Origin of the sequence: Stenotrophomonas sp. G4 (genome assembly GCF_003428825.1) — a bacterium.
Classification (GTDB): domain Bacteria; phylum Pseudomonadota; class Gammaproteobacteria; order Xanthomonadales; family Xanthomonadaceae; genus Stenotrophomonas; species Stenotrophomonas indicatrix.
Genome location: NZ_CP031741.1, coordinates 3,406,870 through 3,430,108, shown reverse-complemented (window position 1 = coordinate 3,430,108; position 23,239 = coordinate 3,406,870). Strand labels below are relative to the sequence as shown.

14 protein-coding genes are annotated in these 23,239 nt (G+C 67.8%); 8 read left to right on the top strand and 6 right to left on the bottom strand.

Features of this window, described 5'->3' with window-relative positions:
- Positions 1–51: 51 nt before the first annotated feature.
- Positions 52–1,857 (bottom strand): DNA helicase RecQ, encoded by a 1,806-nt coding sequence (gene recQ / locus D0Y85_RS15760; protein ID WP_117311130.1) that lies wholly within the window; start codon positions 1,855–1,857, stop codon positions 52–54.
- A gap of 592 nt (positions 1,858–2,449) precedes the next feature.
- On the bottom strand, positions 2,450–2,998 hold the full coding sequence (locus D0Y85_RS15755) for a Dps family protein (protein ID WP_088100980.1): 549 nt from the start codon (positions 2,996–2,998) through the stop codon (positions 2,450–2,452).
- Between the two features lie 86 nt (positions 2,999–3,084).
- Here D0Y85_RS15755 and hrpA point away from each other — a divergent pair, with 86 nt between their 5' ends.
- On the top strand, positions 3,085–7,170 hold the full coding sequence (gene hrpA / locus D0Y85_RS15750) for an ATP-dependent RNA helicase HrpA (RefSeq protein ID WP_105164531.1): 4,086 nt from the start codon (positions 3,085–3,087) through the stop codon (positions 7,168–7,170).
- A gap of 138 nt (positions 7,171–7,308) precedes the next feature.
- On the opposite strand, the gene D0Y85_RS15745 is transcribed toward hrpA, so the two are convergent.
- Positions 7,309–7,845: a hypothetical protein gene (locus D0Y85_RS15745; protein WP_025879372.1), complete on the bottom strand. Its 537-nt coding sequence runs from the start codon at positions 7,843–7,845 to the stop codon at positions 7,309–7,311.
- 130 nt (positions 7,846–7,975) lie between these two features.
- Here D0Y85_RS15745 and D0Y85_RS15740 point away from each other — a divergent pair, with 130 nt between their 5' ends.
- On the top strand, positions 7,976–10,132 hold the full coding sequence (locus tag D0Y85_RS15740; protein ID WP_099843383.1) for a bifunctional (p)ppGpp synthetase/guanosine-3',5'-bis(diphosphate) 3'-pyrophosphohydrolase: 2,157 nt from the start codon (positions 7,976–7,978) through the stop codon (positions 10,130–10,132).
- A gap of 30 nt (positions 10,133–10,162) precedes the next feature.
- Entirely contained in the window at positions 10,163–11,728 is a 1,566-nt protein-coding gene (locus D0Y85_RS15735; RefSeq protein ID WP_117311127.1) for a hypothetical protein, read from the top strand.
- Here the strand turns inward: D0Y85_RS15735 and D0Y85_RS15730 are convergent.
- On the bottom strand, positions 11,725–13,824 hold the full coding sequence (locus D0Y85_RS15730; protein ID WP_117311125.1) for a glycosyltransferase: 2,100 nt from the start codon (positions 13,822–13,824) through the stop codon (positions 11,725–11,727). The two genes, D0Y85_RS15735 and D0Y85_RS15730, sit on opposite strands and share 4 nt — an antisense overlap.
- A gap of 95 nt (positions 13,825–13,919) precedes the next feature.
- On the opposite strand from D0Y85_RS15730, the gene mrcB reads away from it, so the two are divergent.
- From mrcB to tsaB, 4 genes are all read left to right on the top strand, one after another.
- The gene (gene mrcB / locus D0Y85_RS15725; protein WP_117311123.1) at positions 13,920–16,361 is read left to right on the top strand and encodes a penicillin-binding protein 1B; all 2,442 of its coding nucleotides are present in this window, start codon (positions 13,920–13,922) and stop codon (positions 16,359–16,361) included.
- A complete protein-coding gene (locus D0Y85_RS15720; RefSeq protein ID WP_080278370.1) occupies positions 16,358–16,894 on the top strand; it encodes a hypothetical protein in 537 nt (178 codons plus the stop codon). Before mrcB ends, D0Y85_RS15720 begins: the two co-directional genes overlap by 4 nt.
- Before the next feature lie 556 nt (positions 16,895–17,450).
- Entirely contained in the window at positions 17,451–19,499 is a 2,049-nt protein-coding gene (locus D0Y85_RS15715) for an ATP-dependent DNA helicase (RefSeq protein ID WP_117311122.1), read from the top strand.
- A 9-nt stretch (positions 19,500–19,508) separates the two neighbouring features.
- Positions 19,509–20,222, top strand: a complete 714-nt coding sequence (tsaB, locus tag D0Y85_RS15710) for a tRNA (adenosine(37)-N6)-threonylcarbamoyltransferase complex dimerization subunit type 1 TsaB (protein WP_117311119.1) — start codon at positions 19,509–19,511, stop codon at positions 20,220–20,222.
- A 528-nt stretch (positions 20,223–20,750) separates the two neighbouring features.
- Here tsaB and D0Y85_RS15705 read toward each other — a convergent pair.
- Positions 20,751–21,635: an energy transducer TonB gene (locus D0Y85_RS15705; protein WP_117311117.1), complete on the bottom strand. Its 885-nt coding sequence runs from the start codon at positions 21,633–21,635 to the stop codon at positions 20,751–20,753.
- Complete coding sequence (gshB, locus tag D0Y85_RS15700; protein ID WP_117311115.1) at positions 21,635–22,582, bottom strand: glutathione synthase; 948 nt, start codon at positions 22,580–22,582, stop codon at positions 21,635–21,637. Before gshB ends, D0Y85_RS15705 begins: the two co-directional genes overlap by 1 nt.
- A 240-nt stretch (positions 22,583–22,822) precedes the next feature.
- Here gshB and pilG point away from each other — a divergent pair, with 240 nt between their 5' ends.
- Positions 22,823–23,224, top strand: coding sequence for a twitching motility response regulator PilG (gene pilG, locus D0Y85_RS15695; RefSeq protein WP_005418455.1), 402 nt, complete (start codon positions 22,823–22,825; stop codon positions 23,222–23,224).
- Positions 23,225–23,239: the final 15 nt, after the last annotated feature.

The following is a 23,239-nucleotide window of genomic DNA, read 5'->3' as shown; positions in this document are numbered from 1 at the left end:
GGAAGCGCGGTCGATATGCGGGCCGCCGGGCATGGCCCGGCGCTACCGGGGTCACCCCTCTTCGCGCACGATCTCGACCAACCTCGGGCCATAGCGGCTGAGCTTGGTGCCGCCGATGCCACCGACCCGGGCCAGCTCGTCCAGCGAGGTCGGGCGCTGTTCGGCGATGTTGCGCAGGGTGCTGTCGTGGAAGATCACGAAGGCCGGCACGTTCTGCTCGCGCGCCAGCTCGGCGCGCAGGCCGCGCAGCGCATTGAACAGGGCCAGGTCCTGCGGCAGCACCGACAGGCCGGTGCGTTGCGCGCTGCGTTCGCGCCCGGCGCTGGCACTGACCGCATCGCGGCGCATGCTGATCTGGCGGCGACCGGTCAGCACATCGCGGCTGGCATCGGTCAGGCGCAGGCCACCGTGGCCCTCGCTGTCCACTTCCAGCAGGCTGGCGGCCACCAGCTGGCGGAACACGCTGCGCCAGGTGCGTGCATCCAGGTCGCGGCCGATGGCGTAGGTGCTCAGCTTGTCGTGGCCCTGCTGCTTGATCTTCTCGTTCTCGCTGCCGCGCAGGACGTCGATCAGGTGGCCGACGCCGAAGCGCTGGCCACTGCGGTATACACAGCTCAATGCCTTCTGCGCAGGGATGGTGGCGTCCCAGGCCGCCGGCGGAGTCAGGCAGTTGTCGCAGTTGCCGCAGGGCTTGGGATAGGTCTCGCCGAAACCGGCCAGCAGCACCTGGCGACGGCACTGCATCGATTCGCAGTACCCCAGCAGGTGGTCGAGCTTGGACCGCTCCAGCTGCTTGCGCTCCTCGCTGGCCTCGGACTGCTCGATCATCTGCTTGAGCAGCACCACATCGCCCAGGCCGTAGCAGAGCCAGGCCTCGGCGGCTTCGCCATCGCGACCGGCGCGGCCGGTTTCCTGGTAGTAGCCTTCCATCGACTTGGGCAGGTCGGTATGGGCGACAAAGCGTACGTCCGGCTTGTCGATGCCCATGCCGAAGGCGATGGTCGCGCACATGACGATGCCGTCTTCGCGCAGGAAACGGCGCTGGTTGTTGGCACGCACTTCCGCGGGCAGGCCGGCGTGGTAGGGCAGGGCATTGAACCCCTGCGTGCACAGGAACTCGGCGGTTTCCTCCACCTTGCGCCGTGACATGCAGTAGACGATGCCGGCCTCGCTGCGATGGCTGCGCAGGAAATCGCTCAGCTGCTTGCGGGCGTTGTCCTTCTGCACCACGGTGTAGCGGATGTTGGGGCGATCGAAGGAGCTGACGAAGTGACGTGCTTCGGCCAGGTCCAGGCGCTCGGCGATCTCGCGCTGGGTGGGTGGGTCGGCGGTGGCGGTCAGGGCGATCCGCGGAATCTCCGGCCAGCGCTCGTGCAGGACGGTCAGCTGCCGGTATTCGGGGCGGAAGTCGTGGCCCCATTGCGACACGCAATGGGCTTCGTCGATGGCGAACAGGGCGATCCGGCTGCGCGACAGCAGCGACAGGAAGCGGCCGGTCAGCAGGCGTTCGGGAGCGACATAGAGCATGTCGAGCTCACCGGCGAGCAGTTCGCGTTCGACCCGGCCGGCCGTTTCGGCGTCCAGGGTCGAGTTCAGGAATTCGGCGCGCACGCCGAGCTGGCGCAGGGCTTCGACCTGGTCCTGCATCAGCGCGATCAGCGGCGAGATGACGATGCCACAGCCGTCACGCAGCAGGGCGGGCACCTGGTAGCACAGTGATTTGCCGCCGCCGGTAGGCATCAGCACCAGGGCATCGTGACCGGCAGCCACATGCTCCACGATGTCCTGCTGCGGACCACGGAAATCGTCGTAACCAAAGACGCGGCGGAGCAGGTCGTGCGCGGGACGGGAAGCCATCCAGCTAGTTTACCCCGGCGGGGGTTCGGCCGGGTTGCACCCGGCACCTGCTGTAGTGCCGGCCGCTGGCCGGCAACCCTGGCAACAGCAGCAACAGCAACAGCAGGCTCTGGGGTGATCCGTGGTTTGGCGGTGCGGTGTGGGCTTGCAGGACACGCCGTAAACCCGTCCATGGGGCTCGATGGCGCCATCCATGGCGCCAACGGTCCTGCAAGCCCACACCGCCCCGCCCCGCCCCGACAGATTTCCGGTGACGGTTGGTAGATCCACGCCATGCGTGGATGAAATCTGTCAGATATCGACAAATAAAATGGGGTCGGATCCGTTTTCCTGCGGAAAACGGATCCGACCCCAAGCTTTAAGAGTTGGCCCGACAGATTGCGGAAGACTGTCGAAGGCGGGGGGGGGGCGGTGGCAGGGGTGTCCGCGGCATGGATGCCGCGGCCAAGCCCCCATGGACGGGTTTACGGCGTCCCCTGCCACCGGACCCACCCCGCCTACCCACAGGAAGCCAGCTTTTGCTCTGGCTCTGGCCTTGGCTTCAAAGCCTCTGCAGGTGCAGGGCGCAGCCCTGCCGAACCACCCAAAACCCTTACTGGAGCAGCGAGCGCAGCATCCACGCGTATTTCTCGTGGGTCTGCAGGCGCTGGGTCATCAGATCCTCGGTCGGAGCATCGTCGCCCTTGGCAGCCACATCCAGCACTTCACGTGCCGTACGGCATACCGCTTCGTTGGCGACCACCAACTGGCGTACCATTTCACGCCAGTCCGCACTGTCAGTCAGGCCCGGCTCCTCGACGATCGAGGTCAGCGCAGCAAATTCCCGGTAGGAGCCCGGGGCATTGAAGCCCAGTGCGCGGATGCGCTCGGCCACATCGTCCAGTGCCGCCCACTGCTCGGTGTACTGCGTCTCGAACATGGTGTGCAGCGAGTTGAACATCGACCCGGTGACATTCCAGTGGAAGTTGTGGGTCTTCAGATAAAGCGTGAACGCATCGGCCTGGAACCGCGCCAATCCGTCGGCGATCTTCTTGCGGTCGCCCTGGGTGATCCCGATATCGATGTTGGGGGCCGACGGCGCGGAAGCCGCAAGCTTCTGCTTGCCGGTCTTGGGCTTGGTCGTGCTCTTGGTCTTCGCCATGGGGTTCCTCCTTGTGGAATCGTTGGCCTTCACAATAAATCAGTCGTGATGACTGGTCGCATTCAAAGTTTTAAACGAACCGATTGATGAACGCTATCGACAAAATGCCGCAGTCCCGCCAGCGCCAACAGCGTGCCGCCATCGACGGCGCCATGAGCCGCGACCGTGGACGATTGCTGGGAATGCTCTCGCGTTGCCAGGCCAAGCCACAGGATGCGGCGTTGGCCGCCAGTTTCGAGCAGGCCTTGCAGGTTTCGGTGCAGCGCCGGCAGGCGCGGGCGCAACAACAGCCGGCCATTACTCTGGACCCACAGCTGCCGATTGCGCGTGAAGCCGAGACCATCACCCAGTTGATCCGCGACCATCAGGTGGTGGTGATCGCCGGTGAAACCGGCTCGGGCAAGACCACGCAGCTACCGAAACTGTGCCTGGCCGCCGGCCGTGGCCAGGCCGGCATGATCGGCTGCACGCAGCCGCGCCGGATCGCCGCACGTGCGGTGGCCAGCCGTGTCGCGCAGGAACTGCAGAGCGAACTGGGCCAGCTGGTGGGCTACCAGGTGCGCTTCAACGACAAGGTCGGCGAAGACACCCGCATCAAGTTCATGACCGACGGCATCCTGCTGGCCGAGATCGCCAGTGATCGCTGGCTGTCGAACTACGACACGATCATCGTCGACGAAGCGCACGAACGCAGCCTCAACATCGACTTCCTGCTTGGCTATCTCAAGCAGCTGCTGCGCAAGCGCCCGGACCTGAAGCTGATCGTCACGTCGGCGACCATCGACACCGAGCGCTTCGCCCAGCATTTCGACAACGCGCCGGTGATCAGCGTCGAAGGCCGTACCTATCCGGTCGAGGTGCGCTATCGCGCGCTGGAAGGCGAGGGCGAAGACCAGGGCGAACGCACGGTCAACGATGCGATCGTTGCGGCCATCGACGAAATCACCCGCCTGGATTCCCGTGGCGACGTGCTGATCTTCCTGCCGGGCGAGCGTGAGATCCGCGATGCACACCAGTCACTGGAGCGGCGCAAGTACCGCAATACCGAAGTGCTGCCGCTGTACGCGCGGCTGTCCAACCAGGACCAGGACCGGGTGTTCAACCCCGGCCCGAACCGGCGCATCGTGCTGGCCACCAACGTGGCCGAGACCTCGTTGACGGTGCCGCGCATCCGTTATGTGGTCGACCCCGGTTTCGCCCGCGTCAAGCGTTACAGCCCGCGCAACAAGCTGGACCGGCTGCACATCGAGCCGATCTCGCAGGCCAGTGCCAACCAGCGCAAGGGCCGCTGTGGCCGCGTGGCCGAGGGCATCTGCTATCGCCTGTATGCCGAGGCCGATTTCCAGGCGCGGGCGGAGTTCACCGATCCGGAAATCCGTCGTTCCAGCCTGGCCGGGGTGATCCTGCGCATGCTGCAGCTTGGCCTGGGCCGCATCGAGGACTTCCCGTTCCTTGAGGCGCCGGATGAGCGGGCCGTCGCCGATGGTTGGCAGCATCTGACCGAGCTGGGGGCGATCGACAGCGAGCGCCACCTGACCGCGATCGGCAAGCAGATGGCGCGCCTGCCGGTGGACGTGAAACTGGCGCGGATGCTGGTGGCGGCGCAGGCGGCAGGCTGCCTGCGACCGATGCTGGTGATCGCCTCGTTCCTGGGCATCCAGGATCCGCGCGAGCGGCCGCCCGAGGCGCGTGGCGCCGCCGACAACGCACACGCGCAGTTCGCCGATGGCCGCTCCGAGTTCGTCGGTGTGCTGCGCCTGTGGGACGCCTATCGCCAGTCCCATGAGGATCTGACCCAGTCCAAGCTGCGCGACTGGTGCGGCCGCCACTTCCTCGGCTTCCTGCGCATGCGCGAATGGCGCGAGCTGCATCGGCAGCTGCGCCTGCTGTGCGAGGAACTGGGCTGGAAGGAAGAGGCCAACGAGGCATCGATGGCCCCGCTGCTGGCCGGCAGCAGTGCGCCGGCTCCGGCGCGCGATGATGCTGCTGCGGTGAAGGCGACCCGTGGCCAGCTGCACCGTGCCGCGCGCCTGGCCCGCGAGGGCAAGGCCGAAACGGCGCCCGCGCCGGTCGCCGCCCGTGCGCAGAAGGACCAGGCGCCCGACGGCGGTGGTTACAGCGAACGCGTTCGCGCCACGGCTTACCAGACCCTGCATCGGGCGTTGGTGGCGGGCCTGCCCACGCAGATCGGCCATCGCAGCGAGAAGGGTGATTTCCAGGCGCCGCGCCAACGCCGTTTCCTGCCGTTCCCCGGTTCGACGCTGTCCAAGCGGCCGCCACCGTGGCTGCTGGCCGCCAACCTGCTGGATACGCAGAAGGTGTGGGGCATGACCCTGGCGGCGATCGAGCCGGACTGGGTGATTGCCGAACTGCCGCACCTGCTGCTGCGCAAGCACTTCGACCCGCACTGGTCGCGTGCGCAGGGCCAGGTGCTGGCCTCCGAGCAGATCAGCCTGTTCGGGCTGGTGCTGGCACCGAAAAAACCGGTGCATTACGGCCGCATCAACGCCGGCGAGGCGCATGACATCTTCGTGCGCCAGGCACTGGTGACCGGTGAGATCAACACCCGCGCCAGCTTCGTGGCCGACAACCAGAAGGTGCTGGAGCAGGCGCGCGAGGAAGAAGCCAAGCTGCGCCGTGCCGGCATCGTTGCCGACGAGGACTGGCAGGCACGCTGGTACCTGGACCGGGTGCCGCCGCAGATCCACTCCGCGTCCGGGCTGGATGCGTGGTGGAAGGCGCTGCCGCCGGAACAGCGCAAGGGCCTGCACTGGTCGTTGATGGATCTGCTGCCGGGCGAAGGCAGCGAGCAGGAGCGCTACCCGAAGTACCTGGCGTTGGGCCAGGCGCGGTTGCCGCTGCACTACCGCTTCGAACCCGGGGCCGACGATGACGGCGTGACCCTGGACGTGCCGCTGCATCTGCTCAATGCACTGGATGCAGTGCAGTTGGGGTGGCTGGCACCGGGTTTCGTTGCCGACAAGGCGGCGGCCTTGATCCGCAGCCTGCCCAAGGCGATGCGGCGCAACTACGTGCCGGCACCGGATTTCGCGCGCGCGTTCTACGAGGCTTTCCCGCAGCCCAGCGCCGATGCGATCACCGGCGAGCTGGCGCGCTTCCTGTCCCGTGCAACCGGGGCAACCGTGGCCGCTACCGATTTCGAGCCCGGTTCAATCGAGCCGCACCTGCACATGAACCTGCGCCTGCGCGATGAGCAGGGCAAGGTGCTGGCAACCTCGCGCGACCTCGATGTGCTGCGTGCGAAGTTCGGCGGCCGTGCCGGCGATGCGTTCGCCGCACGAGCCGGGCGCGAGATGGCGGCCGATGGCCTGCGCACGTTCCCGGCCTCGCCGATTCCGCTGCAGGTACCAGGCGAGGCCGGCGTGCCGGCCTATCCCGCGCTGAAGGATGAGGGTGACAGCGTTGCACTGCGCATCTTTGCTGATCGCCAACAGGCCGAGGAAGCACACCCGCTGGGCGTGCGTCGACTGCTGGAGATCGGCCTGGGCGAGAAGATCAAGCAGGCACGCAAGCAGTTGCCGGTGGCGGCGAAGACCGGGCTGCTGTACGCCTCGATCGAAACCCAGGAACGCCTGCGTGGCGATCTGGTCGATGCAGCGCTGAATGCCGTGCTGGCCGACGGCCTGGGCGATATCCGCGATGCGGCGGCATTCGAGCAGCGTCGCGAGCACGCCGCAAAAACGCTGTTCGGCGAGGCCATGCAGCGGTTGAAGCTGGCCGAGTCGATCCTTGCCCTGGTGGCCGAGTTGAAGCCGATGCTGGAGGCGCCGTTGATGGGCTGGGCGCGCGGCAATCTGGATGACATGGAAGCGCAGCTGGTTGGGCTGATCCATCCCGGCTTCCTGCGCGACACGCCGGCCGATGCCCTGGCGCAGTACCCGCGCTACCTGAAAGCGATGATCCTGCGCACCGAACGCGCCAAGCGCGATCCCCCGCGTGACCAGGCGCGCATGCTGGAACTGCACCCGTTCCTGGAGGCATTGCAGGTGGGCGAGCAGCAGGGCCTGCGCGAGCGGCCGCAGTGGCAGGCCTTGCGCTGGGATCTGGAGGAGCTGAGGGTTTCGTTGTTCGCCCAGGAGCTGGGCGCACGCACCGGCGTTTCGGCGAAGAAACTGGCACAGCGGGTGACCGCACTGCGCCAGGCCTCGTAATCCTTGGGCTGGCCCCGCCGGGCACTCGCCGGCGGGGTCAAGCGGAATGGCATCCACGCATGGCGTGGATCTACAGCGGGTCATCGCACGGCGGGTTTCTGCCGAGCGAGAAATCGGCGCGACCGCCTTGCAGCGCCGTTACTTGGTGCGGCGCACCTTGGGCTGGGTGTTCACGCCTTCGACCTTCAGGTACCACACGCCCATCACTCCGGGGCTGATGCTGACCTTCGGCGACTGCTTGCGTACGCCGGAAATCGAGGTGGCATCGGTCTGTTCCCACTGCTGGCCATTGTCCAGCACGTAGATCCGGCCCTTGCCGAAACCGCGGAACTCGCCCTGCAGCACGCCGCTGATCGGCTCGTTGCTGCCGAAGTCGAAGAACCCGCGGTTCTTCACGATCACTTCCTGGCGGCCTTCCTCGCGCGCTTCTTCGCGCACCGCAGCGACGGCCTCGGTGGTGGCGGCTTCAACCTTGCCCTGCAGCCAGCGGTTCAGCGTGGCCAGCTCGGCGGCATTGAGCTTGTCCAGGCCAGCGGCCTTGAATTCGGCCGGTGACATCTGCTGCTGCAGGTCACCCTGCACCACGCGCTGGGCCAGCGCAGGCGTCGACAGGGACAGCAGCACGGCGGCACAGGCCAGCAGGCGAGGGCGGAAAGGCAGGGTGATCGAAGGCATGGCGGAACTCTCCGGTGGATGTCGGCGAGTGTAGCGGCATGTCCACATTCCCGGCGATGCTGGCCGCGGCGATTGTTCCTGAACGGCTGCGGCGCTAGTGTAGGGGCTTCTGTCTTGCCTGCTCGATGCTGTGAACCGCGCTTCCGTCCCCGGCCTGGATGCCTTGTTGAACCGCCCCTCGGCAGCCGTGCTGCCGGCTCCGCTGCGCCAGGCCCTGCGCGGGCATTGGGAAGCGCCGGACTGCGACCCGCAGATGCGTGCCAGCTGGTCGGTGCTGGGCGATACCCTGGACGCGCTGGCGATGCTCTCGGCAGACGAGGGCGCCGTGGTGGCGGCCCTGCTCTTTGATCTGCCGGGCCTGCGCGTCCATCTCGACGCACTGCCGCTGGGCAGCCACAAAGCGGCGGTGATCGGCCTGCTTGATGGACAGGATGCGGCCGATCCCGTGTGGGCCCTGCATGCCGGGCGCGAGGCGGGCCGCAACAGCGAAGGCCTGCGCCGGTTGCTGCTGGCGATCATCCGCGACCTGCGGGTGGTACCGATCCTGCTGGCCCGGCAACTGGCGCGCATGCGCGCGGCCGACAAGCTCGATGAGGAGCAGCGCCGCGCGCTGGCCCAGTTGACCCGCGACATCCATGCGCCGCTGGCCAACCGGCTCGGCATCTGGCAGCTGAAGTGGGAACTGGAAGACCTGGCCTTCCGCCACCTGGAGCCGGAAACCTACCGGCGCATCGCGCGTGAGGTCGACGAAACCCGCATCGCCCGCGAACGCTACGTCGAGAACGTGAAGAAGGTGCTGTCGCGCGAACTGGGCGTGCAGGGCATCCGCGCCGAGGTCAGCGGCCGGCCCAAGCACATCTACAGCATCTGGCGGAAGATGCAGAAGAAGCGCCTGGCTTTCGACCAGCTGTATGACATCCGTGCGGTACGGGTGATGGTCGACGACGTGGCTGCCTGCTACGCCGCGCTCGGCGTGGTGCATGCGCTGTGGGCGCCGGTGCCGAGCGAGTTCGACGATTACATCGCCCGGCCCAAGGCCAACGATTACCGCTCGCTGCACACGGCGGTGGTTGGCCCGGAAGGGCGCACCATCGAAGTGCAGATCCGCACCCACGACATGCACGCGCAGGCCGAGCTGGGCGTGGCCGCGCACTGGAAGTACAAGGAAGGCGGCAAGGGCGCGGAGAAGTCGTTCGATCGCAAGATCACCTGGATGCGGCAGCTGCTGGAGCAGGCGCAGGACGGGCAGGGCAATGAACTGGCCGGGGCGCTTGATGCCGAGCTGACCGAAGACCGTGTCTACGCGCTGACCCCGAAGGACGAGGTGCTGGACCTGCCGCAGGGCGCAACACCGCTGGATTTTGCCTACCAGGTGCACACCATGGTCGGACACCGCTGCCGTGGGGCCAAGGTCAACGGCCGCATCGTGCCGTTGACCTACCGCCTGCGCAGCGGGGATCGCGTCGAGATCCTCACCGGCAAGGAGGCCGACCCGCGCCGCGACTGGCTGATGCCGGCCAACGGCTTCCTGGCCAGCAACCGCTCGCGCGAGAAGGTCCGCAGCTGGTTCCACAAGCTGGACCGTGCGCGCAACGTGCAGGCGGGGCGCGAGCTGCTGGAGCGCGAACTGAAGCGGCTGGGCCTGCAGCATTCGGACCTGTCTGCGGCGGCGAAGAAGTTCCACGCCGACAGCGTCGACGACCTGTACATCCAGGTTGCCCTGGGCGATACCGGCCCCAATCAGGTCAGCCGTTCGCTGCTGGAGGCCGAGCGTGCGGCCAGCCAGCCGGCGCCGACGTCGGCCTTGCCGCGGCCGACCGCGCGCCGCGAGAACCTGGGCAAGTCCAAGTTCACCGTACAGGGCGTGGGCAACCTGCTGGTGCAGCTGGCGCGCTGCTGCCAGCCGGTGGCGGGTGAACCGATCGTCGGCTACCTGACCCGTAGCCGTGGTGTCACGGTACATCGTGCAGACTGCGTGGCATTGGCACGGCTGGCTGCGACCAGCCCGCAGCGGATCCTGCCGGTGGAATGGGGCCAGGCCGGCGGTGGCTATGAAGTGGACGTGGTGGTCGACGCGGTCGACCGCCGCTGGCTGCTGAAGGACATCACCAATCTGATCGCACAGGAAGACGCCTACGTGCTGGACATCCACAGCGACAACGTCCGCAACAGTGGCCGCGCGCATCTGCGCCTGCGGTTGAAGGTCAGCGACTACGGCCAGTTGTCGAATCTGCTGGGCAAGCTCGATGCGTTGCCGGGCGTGAGCGAGGCGCGTCGTCTGGGCTGAGCTTCACGCTGCCCCGGCTACCCTGCACGCATGGAACGCGAGCCCCCGCATCGCTCACACGGCGCCGCACATCCGGCGCTGGATCGCGTTCGCCGTGAAAGCCGCTGGTGGTGGCTGCAGGCGCGCCACGCACAACGGGTGTGGCGTTGGGCACTGCTGGCTGCCGCAGCCGTGTTCGTGCTGCTGGTACTGGTGCGCAAACCGCTGGCGGACTGGTTCTGGGATGAGCCACAGATAGAACAGCTGCTGGCCGAGGGCGATCGCGCACTGAGCGAAGGACGCCTGACCGCGGCCGACGGCAGCGGTGCGCGAGAACGCTATCAGGCGGTACTGGCCCTGGATGGCGACCGTCCGCAGGCACGACAGGGCCTGGCCCGCACCGGTGCGGCAGCGCTGCAGCACTCACGCGAGCGGCTGCGGGCGGGTGACCTGGACGGCTGCGCGCAGGCGCTGGCGTTGGCGCGTGAGCTGCAGGTGCCGCGTGCCGAGGCAGATGCGGTGGCCCAGCAGCTGCAGGCGCGTCGTCGCGCCGGTGCTGGCATCGGTGCATTGCTTGCGCAGGCCCGCAATGCCTTTGCAGCGGGGCGGCTGGATGACGGCGACAGCAGCGCGCTGCCGTTGTTCCAGCGCGTGCTGGCACTGCAGCCGGACAACCTGCCTGCACTGGAGGGGCGCGAGGATGCATTGAGCGATCTGCTGCAGCAGGCGCGTGCACAGGCGGGGCGCGGCGAACTGGCCACGGCGGCAGCGATCCTGCAGCGTGCACGCCAGTTCGATCCAGGTCATTCCGAACTTCCTGCCAGCCAGGAAGCGCTGGCCCGTGCCATCGACCAGCGCCTGCAGCAGGGGCAGCGTGCGCTCAAACGGCAGCAGCTCGAGACGGCTGCCGATAGCTTCCAGGCCGTGCTGGCGGTCACCGCCGACGATCCCACGGCATTGCGTGGGCGCGAGCAGGTCGTGCAGGCGTTGCTGGCGCGCAGCCAGAAGCGGGCCGACGACTTCCAGTTCGAGGCGGCCGACAAGGACGCCGCGCTGGCCGCGGAGCTGGGTGCCTCGCAGGCAGCGCAGCAGCAGCTGGCACAGCGCCTGCAGCGTGCGCGGCAGGCGCGGCAGTCATTGCAGCAGCCTGGCATCAGCGCGGCCCAGCGTGAGCGCCAGCTGCGTGATCGGTTGCGCCAGATCGACCGCGCCGAGCGCGCCGGACAGTGGATCAGCCCTCCCGGTCACAGCGCCTTTGATGCGCTGCGCGAAGCGCAGGCACTGGCGCCGCGCGACAGCCGGGTCAAGGCAGCGGCAGCGCGTCTGCTGCCCGCCAGCCGGTCCTGTTTTGATGACAACCTGCGGCAGAACCGGGTGCAGGCTGCGGGCGCCTGCCTGCAGGCCTGGCAGACCCTGGCGCCGACCGCCACAGGCTTGCCCGATGCGCGTGCCCGCCTGGCACAACGCTGGCTGGCGATCGGCAGCGAACGGCTGGGTCGCGGTGATGTGGAATTTGCCGCCTCGGCCGTGGAGCAGGTGCGGCGGTTGCAGCCGGATCTGGCCGAGCTTGCCGCGTTCGAGGACCGCCTGCGGCACGCAGGCGGCCACATCGACTAGTCGAAGAACACCCGCTGCACGGTTGCCGATGCGGCATCCAGCGAGAAATGCTCGGCCACGTTGGCCAGGCCGGCGGCTGCCAGCTGCTGCCACAGCACAGGGTCCTGGTACAGGCGGACCACCGCATCGGCAAAGCCGGTTGCATCGTCGGCCACCAGTACATCCTGGCCGGCGCGCAGGTGCATGCCTTCCACCGCGCAGGTGGTTCCGACCACGGGCTGGCCATGAGCCATGCTCAGGTTGATCTTGCCCTTCACGCCGGCGCCGAAACGCAGCGGCGCGATGGCGATGCGGGCACCATCCATGTACGGAACGATGTCTTCGACGAAGCCATGCATCACCACGCCCGGCTGGGTAGCAGCCAGGGCAAGCAGCGTGTCCGGTGCGCCGGCACCGATGCAATGCAGGCGCACCTGCGGCAGTGCTGCGCGGATGTGCGGGAACACGTCGCCGATGAACCACTCCATCGCGTCCAGGTTCGGCGGATGGCGGAAGCCGCCGACGAACACCAGGTCGTGGCGCTGTGCGAACGGCGCGCCGGTGCCGGCGACTTCATGCAGGTTGGAAATCAGTTCCACCCGGACCTGGGGCGCATCGGCCTGCAGCTGTTCGCGCTCGGCGGCGCTGACCAGCACGGTGATGTCGCACTGGTCCATCACTGCCAGTTCGCTGGCGCGGGTGCGTTCGGCGTTGCGCAGCAGGCCAGCATCGCCGGCCACTTCCGCACCCCGGCGCTCGCGCAGGTAGTGCAGGTCGACGGTGTCGAACACGGTGCGCGCCTGCGGTGCATAGCGTTCAAGCAGCGGCAGGCATTCGTTGGCGACATGATGGCGCACCATCATCACCACGTTGAAACGGGGGCCGTGGCTGCGCAGCCAGCCTGCGACACCGTCCAGGAAGGGCGCATACCAGACTTCCACGCCCATCCGCTGCAGGGCTTCGGTCGCCACACCGCCGTGTTCGCGCCGGGTGGGCACGAACACCACGTGGGCGCCGCCCTGCAGCAGCAGGCGGATCAGGTTGACCTGGCGCAGCGAGCCGGAGTCACGCTCCGGGCGCGGTACCTCCTCATCGAGGATCAGCACCTGACGGCGGCCGCGCAGCAGCAGCGCCGGCGAGGGCACGTCGCCGACCTTCGGATGGGAGGGCAGTTCAGCGGCCCATCTGGCTGCGAAAATTCCCTGGTTGCGTACCTGGTAGGCCTTCACACCGCTGCCGGTATCGGTGCCGTTGCTGGTGCCTTCATCGTGGATCACCCGGCTGGCCGGTTGCACCAGCACCCGCAGGCCCTGCGCACGCACGCGGAAGGCCAGGTCGGTGTCTTCGTAGTAGGCGGGCTTGTAGCGGGTGTCGAAGCCGCCCAGCTGCTGCCACAGGGCACGTGGCAGCATCAGCGCGGCGCCGGAGCAGTAATCGACGTCGCGCAGGCTGGCAAAGCGTGGATCATCGGCGGCTTCGAAACGGCCGTAGCTCCAGCCGCTGCCATCGCTGAAGATCACCCCGCCCGATTCCTGCAGGCGGCCGTCGGGGTACAGCAGCTGGCTGCCGACCAGGCCGGCATCGGCGACGGTCGCAAAGGTGTCCAGCAATGCTTCCAGCCAGCCCGGCTGCGGCACGGTATCGTTGTTGAGCAGCACCACATGGCGGCCGCGCGTGCGCGACACGCCATCGTTGCAGGCCTCGATGAAACCACCGTTGTGCTCGCGCACTTCGTAGCGCAGGCCACTGATCTGCGGCATCCACTGCACCGTTGCGTCGCTGCTGCCGTCGTCCACCACCAGGATTTCGCAGGCCACCGACGGCGGGTGCGCGGCCAGGGCGTGCAGGCAGGCCAGGGTATGGTCGACGTGGTTGTAGACCGGAATGACGATGCTGACGTCCGGGGTATCGCTGGTGGGCACCGCAAAGGGAGCGAACGGTTGTGCCGGTGGCAGGTACAGCGGCTTGCGCGGTGCCGGCACCGCGCGCTGGGCGTGCACCCGGATCCGCTGCCAGGTGGCCCGCCAGCCGCGGGTACGCAGGCTGGCCAGGCTGCGGCGGGCCAGGCCGGTCAGGCGATTGATCAGGTAGCGGATTTCGGCCAGGGACATCGCCATCCGGTTGCAACTCCAGCTTAAGCAGGGGGGCCGGGAGAATTCGCCTGCCGCAGCGGCTGGGGTAGACTCGCCAGACCCTACATTGTCGCATTCCCGTGCCCCGACGCTACGATTCAGACGATATCGACGATTTCGACGACGACGACCAGCAGGACGCCGGTCCGCTCTGGCGCCGCCGGCTGATCACCTGGAGCATGGCGGCGGTCGCGTTGGGATTGGGTTTCCTGATCCCCTATACGCTGTACCTGAACCAGCAGGTGACGCAACGCTTCGGTGAACTGCGCTGGCAGATCCCGACGCGCGTCTATGCACGCCCGCTGGTGCTGATGCCCGGCAAGGCGATGGATGCGGCCACCCTGAAGACCGAGCTGGCCGCCTCGGCCTATCGCGATGATGGCCAGGGCAAGGATCCGGCAACCTATGCGGTGCAGGGCGGGCGCTTCGTCATCTCCAGCCGCGGCTACAACGATGTCGACGGACACGTTGCTGCGCGCCGGGTCGAGCTGTCGCTGTCCGGCGGCAGCATCGCATCGTTGCGGGACGCCGACAGCCGCAAGGCGCTGAAGGCGGCCCGCATGGATCCTGCGCGCATCGCCACGCTGTATGGGCAGAAGCAGGAAGAGCGCCGCCTGATCCGCATGAACGAGGCGCCCGACCTGTTGGTCACTGGCCTGCAGGCGGTCGAGGACAAGGACTTCAACCGCCATCACGGCATCGATCTGTCCGGTATCGCGCGCGCGGTCTGGGTGACTGTCCGCTCCGGTGGGCAGAGCCGCCAGGGCGCTTCCACCCTGACCCAGCAGCTGGCCCGCAGCGGCCTGCTGGGAATCGGCAAGGAACAGACCGTCACCCGCAAGTTCAACGAGGTGCTGTACGCGCTGATCATGGAAGCGCGCTATGACAAGCGCACCATCTTCGAGGCGTACCTCAACCAGGTGTATCTGGGCCAGCGCGGCAGCCAGGCGATCCACGGCATGTCCTCCGGTGCGGAGTTCTGGTTCGGCCGCGATCTGTCCTCGCTGGAAACCGAGCAGATCGCGCTGCTGATCGGCCTGGTCAAGGGGCCGTCCTACTACGACCCGCGGCGCAATCCCGAGCGCGCGCTGGACCGTCGCAACTTCGTGCTGGGCAAACTGCACGAGGCGACCCTGATCGACGATGCCGAGTACCAGCGTGCGTTGAAGGCGCCGCTGGGCGTGCCCAAGACCCCGGGCCTGGTGGCGGCCAACCGCTTCCCGGCCTACGTTGACCTGGTGCGTCGCCAGCTTGCCCACGACTATCCGGAATCCGCTCTGCAGGGCGCTGGCCTGAGCGTGATGAGCGGCATGTCGCCGTCCGCGCAGGCTTATGCCGAAGGTGCGGTCACGCGCACCATCAAGTCGCTGGAAAGCAAGCGTCGCCCCGAGCTGCAGGCCGGCCTGGTGATGACCGACGTGCACAACGGTGACGTGGTGGCGGTGATCGGCAGCCGCGACGTGTCCGAGGTCGGTTTCAACCGCGCCATCGAGGCGCAGCGACCGGTCGGTTCACTGCTCAAGCCGTTCGTGTACCTGCTGGCACTGGCGCAGCCGGACCGCTATTCGCTGGCCACCTGGGTCGACGATTCACCGGTGACGGTGCAGCTCGGCCGCGGCCGCAACTGGAACCCCGGCAATGCGGACAACCGCAGCCACGGCACCGTGCGCCTGATCGACGCACTGGCCCACTCCTACAACCAGGCGACGGTACGGGTGGGCATGCAGGTCGGCCCGGAACGGGTGACCCAGCTGATCCACGTGCTGGCCGGCATCAAGGCCGAGGCGAATCCGGCGGTGATCCTCGGCTCGACCGACCAGAGCCCGTACGCGATGGCGCAGCTGTACCAGTTCCTGGCATCGGGCGGCGAGATCCAGCCGCTGCACGCGGTGCGCGGCGTCCTTGATCCGCAGGGCAAGCTGCTCAAGCGCTACGACAAGACCCCCGCACCGGCACAGGAAGGTGACTCGATCGCCGCCAACCTGATCAGCATCGGCCTGCAGCAGGTGGTGGCCAGTGGTACCGCGCAGCGTTTGAACGCCGATGGCCTGGGCCGCCTGCAGCCGGCCGGCAAGACCGGCACCACCAACGATGGCCGCGACAGCTGGTATGCCGGTTACACCGGCGATCACCTGGCGGTGATCTGGATGGGCAACGACCAGAACGAGCAGGCCGGCCTGTACGGCGCCACCGGCGCGATGCGGGTGTGGTCGGGCATCTTCCAGCGCCTGCCGACGGCGCCGTTGAAGGTGAGCAACAAGGGCCTGGACTGGCAGCCGGTTGCGGCCACCGGTACCAACAGCACCGATGAAGGGTGCCCGGGCGCACGCCGCTTCCCGTTCGTGGTGGGCTATGCGCCTGCGTATGAACCGTGCGCACCGGCGGCCTCGCCGGACGCTCAGGAGAGTGCGGAAGGCGAGGGCGGCGGCTGGCGCAGCTGGTTCGGCCTTGACCGTAAGCCCGAACCCGCCGCTGAACCTGCCGCAGCACCTGCTGCACCGACTCCTCCTCCAAGCCGATGATGCCGATGACTATCCGTTCGCTGTTCCAGCCCTTGGTCCTGAGTGGTCTCAGCCTGGCCCTGGCGGCCTGCGTGAGCAGCGCGCCGCAGGTGGTCAAGCCGGTGGACACCACCACGCCCGCACAGCGGCTGGCAGCCGTGGAAGCCGCAGCCGGCCCGGATGACAAGGAACTGTCGGTGCAGCCACTGCGCGATTCCCAGGTTGAGGATCTGCGGCAGACAGCGCTGAGCCAGCGCAAGGCCAATGATCTGGCTGGCGCGGCCGGCAGTCTGGACCAGGCGTTGCAGATCGTGGCCGGTGATCCGTCGGTATTGCAGGAACGCGCGGAACTGGCGCTGCTGCAGGGCCAGTGGGCGGAGGCGGAAACATTCGCACGCAAGGCTGTGGATCTTGGCTCGAAGACGGGGCCGTTGTGCCGCCGGCACTGGGCGACGATCGAGCAGGCCCGCCTGGCGCGGGGCGAGAAGGAGAATGCGGTGTCCGCGCACGCGCAGATTGAAGGCTGCACGGTGCCGGGGATCAAGCGGTACTGAGGTATTCCACTCCATCGGGCGCAGCCCCCTCTGCGGCGCGCGCGCACTGATGGATGCGGGTGATGGGCCGGGTGGGTGGGGCGTGCAGGACACGCCGTAAACCCATCCATGGGGGCTCGATGGCGCCATCCATGGCGCCAACGGTCCTGCACGCCCCACCCTCCCGGCCCGCCATACATCGCGTGGGCCGCAGGCAAGAACAAAATCAAAATCAAAAGCGGGTCGCGCGCTGCGCGCGCTCGCTGCCATTTCTTTTCTTCTTTCCCGGTTACTCCCACTGCTTCTGAACTGCCAGTCGAGCAAGCTCGACCCTACGCAGCGCGTCCCTCCGTCACCAGGAAACTGTCGAAGGCGGGGGACTGTGGGGTTGCGGGGTGTCCGCGGCATGGATGCCGCGGCCAAGCCCCAAGGACGGGTTTACGGCGTCCCCGCAACCCCACAGTCCCCCGCCAGTCCCCAGTACAACCCAGAGCCATGAACAGCGCTGTTGCCGTTGCTTGTGCCCCGGCTTGAAACGGGTGCCGGGCAGCGCCCGGCCGGGTATCCTTTCCCTCTGATGTCCGACCTTGTCCATGCCAGCCGCGAAGCCCTCAGCGAAGGCGGCGCGCTCGCCTCCCATCTGGATGCGTTCGTCCCGCGTCCTGCGCAGCTGCGCCTGACCGAGGCCATTGCCGCGTCGATGCAGCAGCGCGACCTGCTGCTCGCCGAAGCCGGTACCGGCACCGGCAAGACCTTTGCCTACCTGGTGCCGGTGCTGCTGTCCGGAATGCGCACCATCATTTCCACCGGTACCCGTGCGCTGCAGGACCAGCTCTACCACCGTGACCTGCCACGCGTGCGCCAGGCGCTGGGCGTCGGCGTGCGCAGCGCGCTGCTGAAGGGGCGCAGCAACTACCTGTGCCGCTACCGCCTGCAGCAGGCACGCGGTGAACCGCGCTTTTCCAGCCCCGAACAGGCGGCACAGTTCCAGCGCATCCTGGCCTGGTCCGGCCGCTCGGAATCGGGCGATATCGCCGAACTCGATGGCCTGGCCGACGACTCGCCGCTGCTGCCGATGGTCACCTCCACCGTCGACAACTGCCTGGGCAACGAGTGTCCGTTCTGGGATGACTGCTTCGTCGTGCGGGCCCGCCAGCGTGCCCAGGCCGCCGACCTGGTCGTGGTCAACCACCACCTGCTGCTGGCCGACCTGGCACTGAAGCAGGAGGGCTTCGGTGAACTGCTGCCCGGTGCGCAGGCCTTCGTCATCGACGAGGCCCATCAGCTGCCCGAACTGGCCGCGCAGTTCTTCGGCGAAGGCTTCGGCATGCGCCCCTGGCAGGAACTGGGCCGTGACTGCCTTGTTGAAGCGCGCGGCGTGGGTGGCGCACAGTCTGCACTGCAGGAACCGGTCGATCATCTGCAGCAGGCATTGTCTGCACTGCGTGCTGCGATGGAGGGGCTGCCCGCGCGTGGCACCCAATGGCGCGCACTGGCAATGCCGCAGGTACGCGAGGGTTTCGATGCGGTGATGTCCAGCCTGGTGGTGCTGGAGCAGGCATTGCAACCGCTGCGCGAAGCCGCTGCTGGCCTCGATGCCTGCCATGCGCGCGCACGTGAGGCGATTTCGCGGCTGGGCCGTTGGCTGGGGGATGAAGAACCCGCGCTCGACTTCGATGCCGATCCGGCAGAAGCGACCGCTACCGCTGCTGACGTGCTCTGGTATGAATTGACCGCGCGCGGTTTCCGCTGCCAGCGCACGCCGATGGATGTGTCCGCGCCGCTGCGCGAACATCGCGAGCGCAGCCATGCCGCATGGATCTTCACTTCCGCCACGCTGACCGTTGGCGGTGGCTTCGAGCACATCGCCACGCGCCTGGGCCTGGATGATCCGCAGACGCTGGTGCAGCCCAGCCCGTTCAACTGGCCCGAGCAGGCACTGTGCTATTTGCCTGAAGGCCTGCCGGATCCGGCTGCGCGCGGTTTCGGAACCGCGCTGATCCAGGTGCTGCGTCCGGTGCTGCAGGCGTCGCAGGGCAGGGCATTCCTGTTGTTTGCTTCGCATCGTGCGCTGCGCGAGGCGGCCGAGGCGCTGCGTGATGGGCCCTGGCCGCTGTTCGTGCAGGGCGAAGCGCCGCGCGCGACCCTGCTGCAGCGTTTCCGCGAATCCGGCAATGGCGTGCTGCTGGGCTCGGCCAGCTTCCGCGAGGGCGTGGATGTGGTCGGCGAGGCATTGAGCGTGGTGGTGATCGACAAGCTGCCCTTCGCCACGCCCGATGATCCGGTGTACGAAGCGCGGCTGGATGCCATACGCACCCAGGGCGGCAATCCCTTCCGCGACGAGCAGTTGCCGCAGGCGGTGATTGCCCTGAAGCAGGGCGTTGGCCGCCTGATCCGCAGCGAGACCGACCGTGGCGTGCTGGTGCTGTGCGACCCGCGCCTGCTCAACCGGGGTTATGGCAAGGTCTTCCTGCAGTCGCTGCCGCCGTTCCGGCGAACCCGGGCCCTGGCCGATGTGCAGGCCTTCTTTGCGCCACAATGGGCGCCCGTGGCGGATGCCGCTGCCCCGACCGCCGCCGTGGCGGGGCCGGAGCCGGCTCCCGGCGCCACGTTCCCCCTGTTCTGACCCGATCCGATGAAACTGCTCGCCTTTGAAACCGCCACCGAAGCCTGTTCCGTAGCCCTGCATGTCGATGGGCAGGTACGGGAACGCTTCGAGATCGCCCCCCGCCGGCATGCCGAACTGAGCCTGCCGTGGGCGGAGGAGCTGCTGGCCGAGGCCGGCATCAGCCGCCGCCAGCTGGACGGTATCGCGCTCAGCCGTGGTCCCGGTGCGTTCACCGGTGTGCGCCTGGCGATCGCGTTGGCGCAGGGCATCGCGCTGGCGCTGGATCGGCCGTTGCTGCCGGTGTCGACGCTGCAGGTGCTGGCGCTGCGCGCGCCGGTGGAAGAGAAGCAGATCCTGTCGGCGATCGATGCGCGGATGGGCGAGTTGTACGTGGCACGCTTCGAGCGCGTGGATGGACTGCCGGTGGCGCGGGATGCCGAGCGCGTGTGCGTGCCGGCGGCGGTGTCGTTGCCGGAAGCTGCGTCCGTCTACGGCGTCGGCACCGGGTTTGCCGCGGCCGAGGGCGCGCTGGTCGCGCAGCTGGGTGCTGGCCTGCGCCGCTTCGATGCAACGGCGCTGCCACGTGCAGCGGATGTGCTGGCACTGGCGGTACCGGCGTTCGCACGCGGCGAAGGCATTGCGCCGGAGAAGGTCGAGCCGGCGTACCTGCGGGACAACGTGGCGCTGACGCTGGTCGAGCAGCAGGCGGCGCGGGATGCCAAGGCGAAGGCCAACGGCTGAGCCCCTCGTGGCGGGTGGTGGGTCGCTGAAAGCACAAGCCGTGGGTTGGCCGGGCGGGTGGGATGCGCAGGGCACGCCGTGAATACGTCCATGTAGTCTCGGGCGCGCCATCCATGGCGCTTACGCCCCTGCGCAGCCCACCCGCCCGGCCACGGACAGTTTCCGTGCGCGTTCGCCACGGAAAATCAAAAAAAAATCAAATTCAAAAGCCGGTCGCTTCGCTCGCATCCACGCATCGCGTGGATCTACCGTGCAGGCATGGCGTGGATGCATCGTGTCGACCAAGGTCGACAGCTACCAACAGCAAAGATGCGCCGCGATCGGTCAGGGGTGGGGCGGTGTGGGCTTGCAGGACCGTTGGCGCCATGGATGGCGCCATCGAGCCCCATGGATGGGTTTACGGCGTGTCCTGCAAGCCCACACCGCCCGCCAAACCGAACAGCCCAACCGCCGCTCTTGATCTTGACGTTGCAGTTGTCGTTGCTGTTGCTTCCAGCGGGTCCCGGGCCGCAGGCCCGGGCGAAAACCTCACCGGTCGTCGCGCAGTTCGCCGCCAGGCAGGAACACCCACGTGCGCGTGACCTGCAGGATGTCGATCTGGTCTTCGCTGTCGGGCAACGGCGGGAACGGTTGCGCCAGCTGGATCACCCGCAGCGCGGCCTCGTCCAGCAGCGGCGTGCCGCTGGACTTCAACACCCGGCTGCTTTCCACGCTGCCGTCGCGGCGTACCCCCACGCTGATCACTACCTGTCCCCCCAGCCGGCGCTGCCGCGCTTCGTCGGGGTAGTTCAGGTTGCCGACCTGCTCGGCGCGGTCCACCCACGCACGCAGGTAATTGGCGTAGGCGTATTCGCGCGTGCTGGCCGAAACGAATTTCCGGTTCGGGCGCTTGGCGTACTGCGCCGAACGCAGGTGCACTTCCGCCGCCAGCCGCGCCATTTCAGCATCGCGCTGTTCGCGCGCGGTCATCGGTGCATCCGGTGTTGGTTGCAGCGGGGTAGGGCGCGCCTGTACCACGGCCACGGTGTCCTGGCCATTGCGGCTGCTGACCACCCGCGCCTGCGGTGGCGGCACCGGTGCAGCCGACTGCTGCTGCTGGGGTACCGGACTGATACCGGCCTGGGCCTGCGGCACGATGCCGGCCTGGTTGTCGCGGGGGCGCTGCGCACGATCGTGTTCGCCACCGCCTTCCTGGCTGGCGGCAGCCAGGAAATCGGCCTGCTTCGGGGTCAGCGCGGTGCGGGTCTGGCTGAAGATCACTTCCAGGGTCGGCACCAGCGGCGCGTCGCCTTTCACGGCAAAGCCGACCCCGAGGATCAGCAGGGCGTGCACCAGCACCGACAGGGCGATGGTGGCGCCCAGCCGCTGCGCTTCACGCGGTGGCGGGGCGAGGACGGCAGGTGCGGCATCCATCAGCGCAGATCGGCCTCGATCGCGTCGAACAGGGTGCCGGCGATGTTCAGGCCGTACTGCGCGTCCAGCTCGCGCACGCAGGTCGGGCTGGTCACGTTGACCTCGGTCAGGTAGTCGCCGATGACGTCCAGGCCGACGAAACGCATGCCGCGACGCTTCATTTCCGGGCCGACCTGGGCGGCGATCCAGCGGTCGCGTTCGCTCAGCGGACGGCCTTCGCCACGGCCACCGGCGGCCAGGTTGCCGCGGAACTCATCGCCCTGCGGAATGCGCGCCAGGCAGTAATCAACCGGCTCGCCATCGACCAGCAGGATGCGCTTGTCGCCGGCAGTGATGTCGGGAATGAACTTCTGGGCCAGGGCGAGCTTGCGGCCGCCGTCGGTCAGCGTTTCCAGGATCACGTTCAGGTTGGGGTCGCCCTGTCCGCTGCGGAAGATCGAGCGCCCGCCCATGCCATCCAGCGGCTTCAGTACCGCCTGGCCGTGTTCCAGCGCGAAGGCCTTCAGTGACTTGGCGTCGCGGCTGACCAGGGTCGGTGGGCAGCACTGCGGGAACAGCAGCGCGGCCAGCTTCTCGTTGTAGTCGCGCAGGCCCTGCGGGTTGTTGACCACGCACGCACCGGCGGCGGCAGCGACATCCAGCACCTGGGTGTCGTAGACATACTCGGCGTCGACCGGCGGGTCCTTGCGCATCAGCACGATCTGGCCGGGACCGAATTCGGTCCGGCTGAATGCGCCCAGCTCGTACCAGCCGGCCGGGTCGTCGCGCACCTGCAGGGGGGCGGTCCAGGCCACGGCCACCCCGCCTTCCAGCGCCAGCCCGCCCGGGCGCACGTAGTGCAGGGCATGGCCGCGGCGCTGGGCTTCCAGCAGCATGGCGAAGGTGGTGTCCTTGGCGATCTTGATGTGGGCGATGGGGTCCATCACCACGATGACGTTCAACGGCATGGGTGCACCTGTCAGGCAAGGCGTTGATGGTAGCGGCAACGCCGGCCGTGCGCCTCCCCGGCGATGTGCAACGCAGCGTCCCTTGCCGGGCTGCGCAGTGATTGCCAATCCGGTCACGTTCAGCCCGGCGCCACGCCCCGCGCCACGGACCGCCCTTGAAGCGGGCGCGGGAAGTGCGATATAGATACGCTTTCGCAGCGGCTCCCGCCAAAGATTGGGCCGTGCGCTTGGGGAATGGCAATGACTGAAAACACGACTGCGGGCGGGGAGCTCGCAGGACTCCGGGTGATGGTCATCGATGACTCGAAGACCATCCGCAGGACTGCGGAAACACTGCTGAAGCGCGAAGGCTGCGAAGTAGTGACCGCGACGGACGGTTTCGAGGCCCTGGCCAAGATTGCCGACCAGCAGCCGCAGATCATCTTCGTCGACATCATGATGCCGCGCCTGGATGGCTACCAGACCTGCGCACTGATCAAGGGCAACCAGCTGTTCAAGGCGACCCCGGTGATCATGCTGTCATCCAAGGATGGTCTGTTCGACAAGGCGCGGGGGCGCATCGTCGGCTCGGAGCAATACCTGACCAAGCCATTCACGCGCGAAGAACTGCTGGGTGCCATCCGCACATACGTCAACGCCTGACCAGGGGGGAAAGGC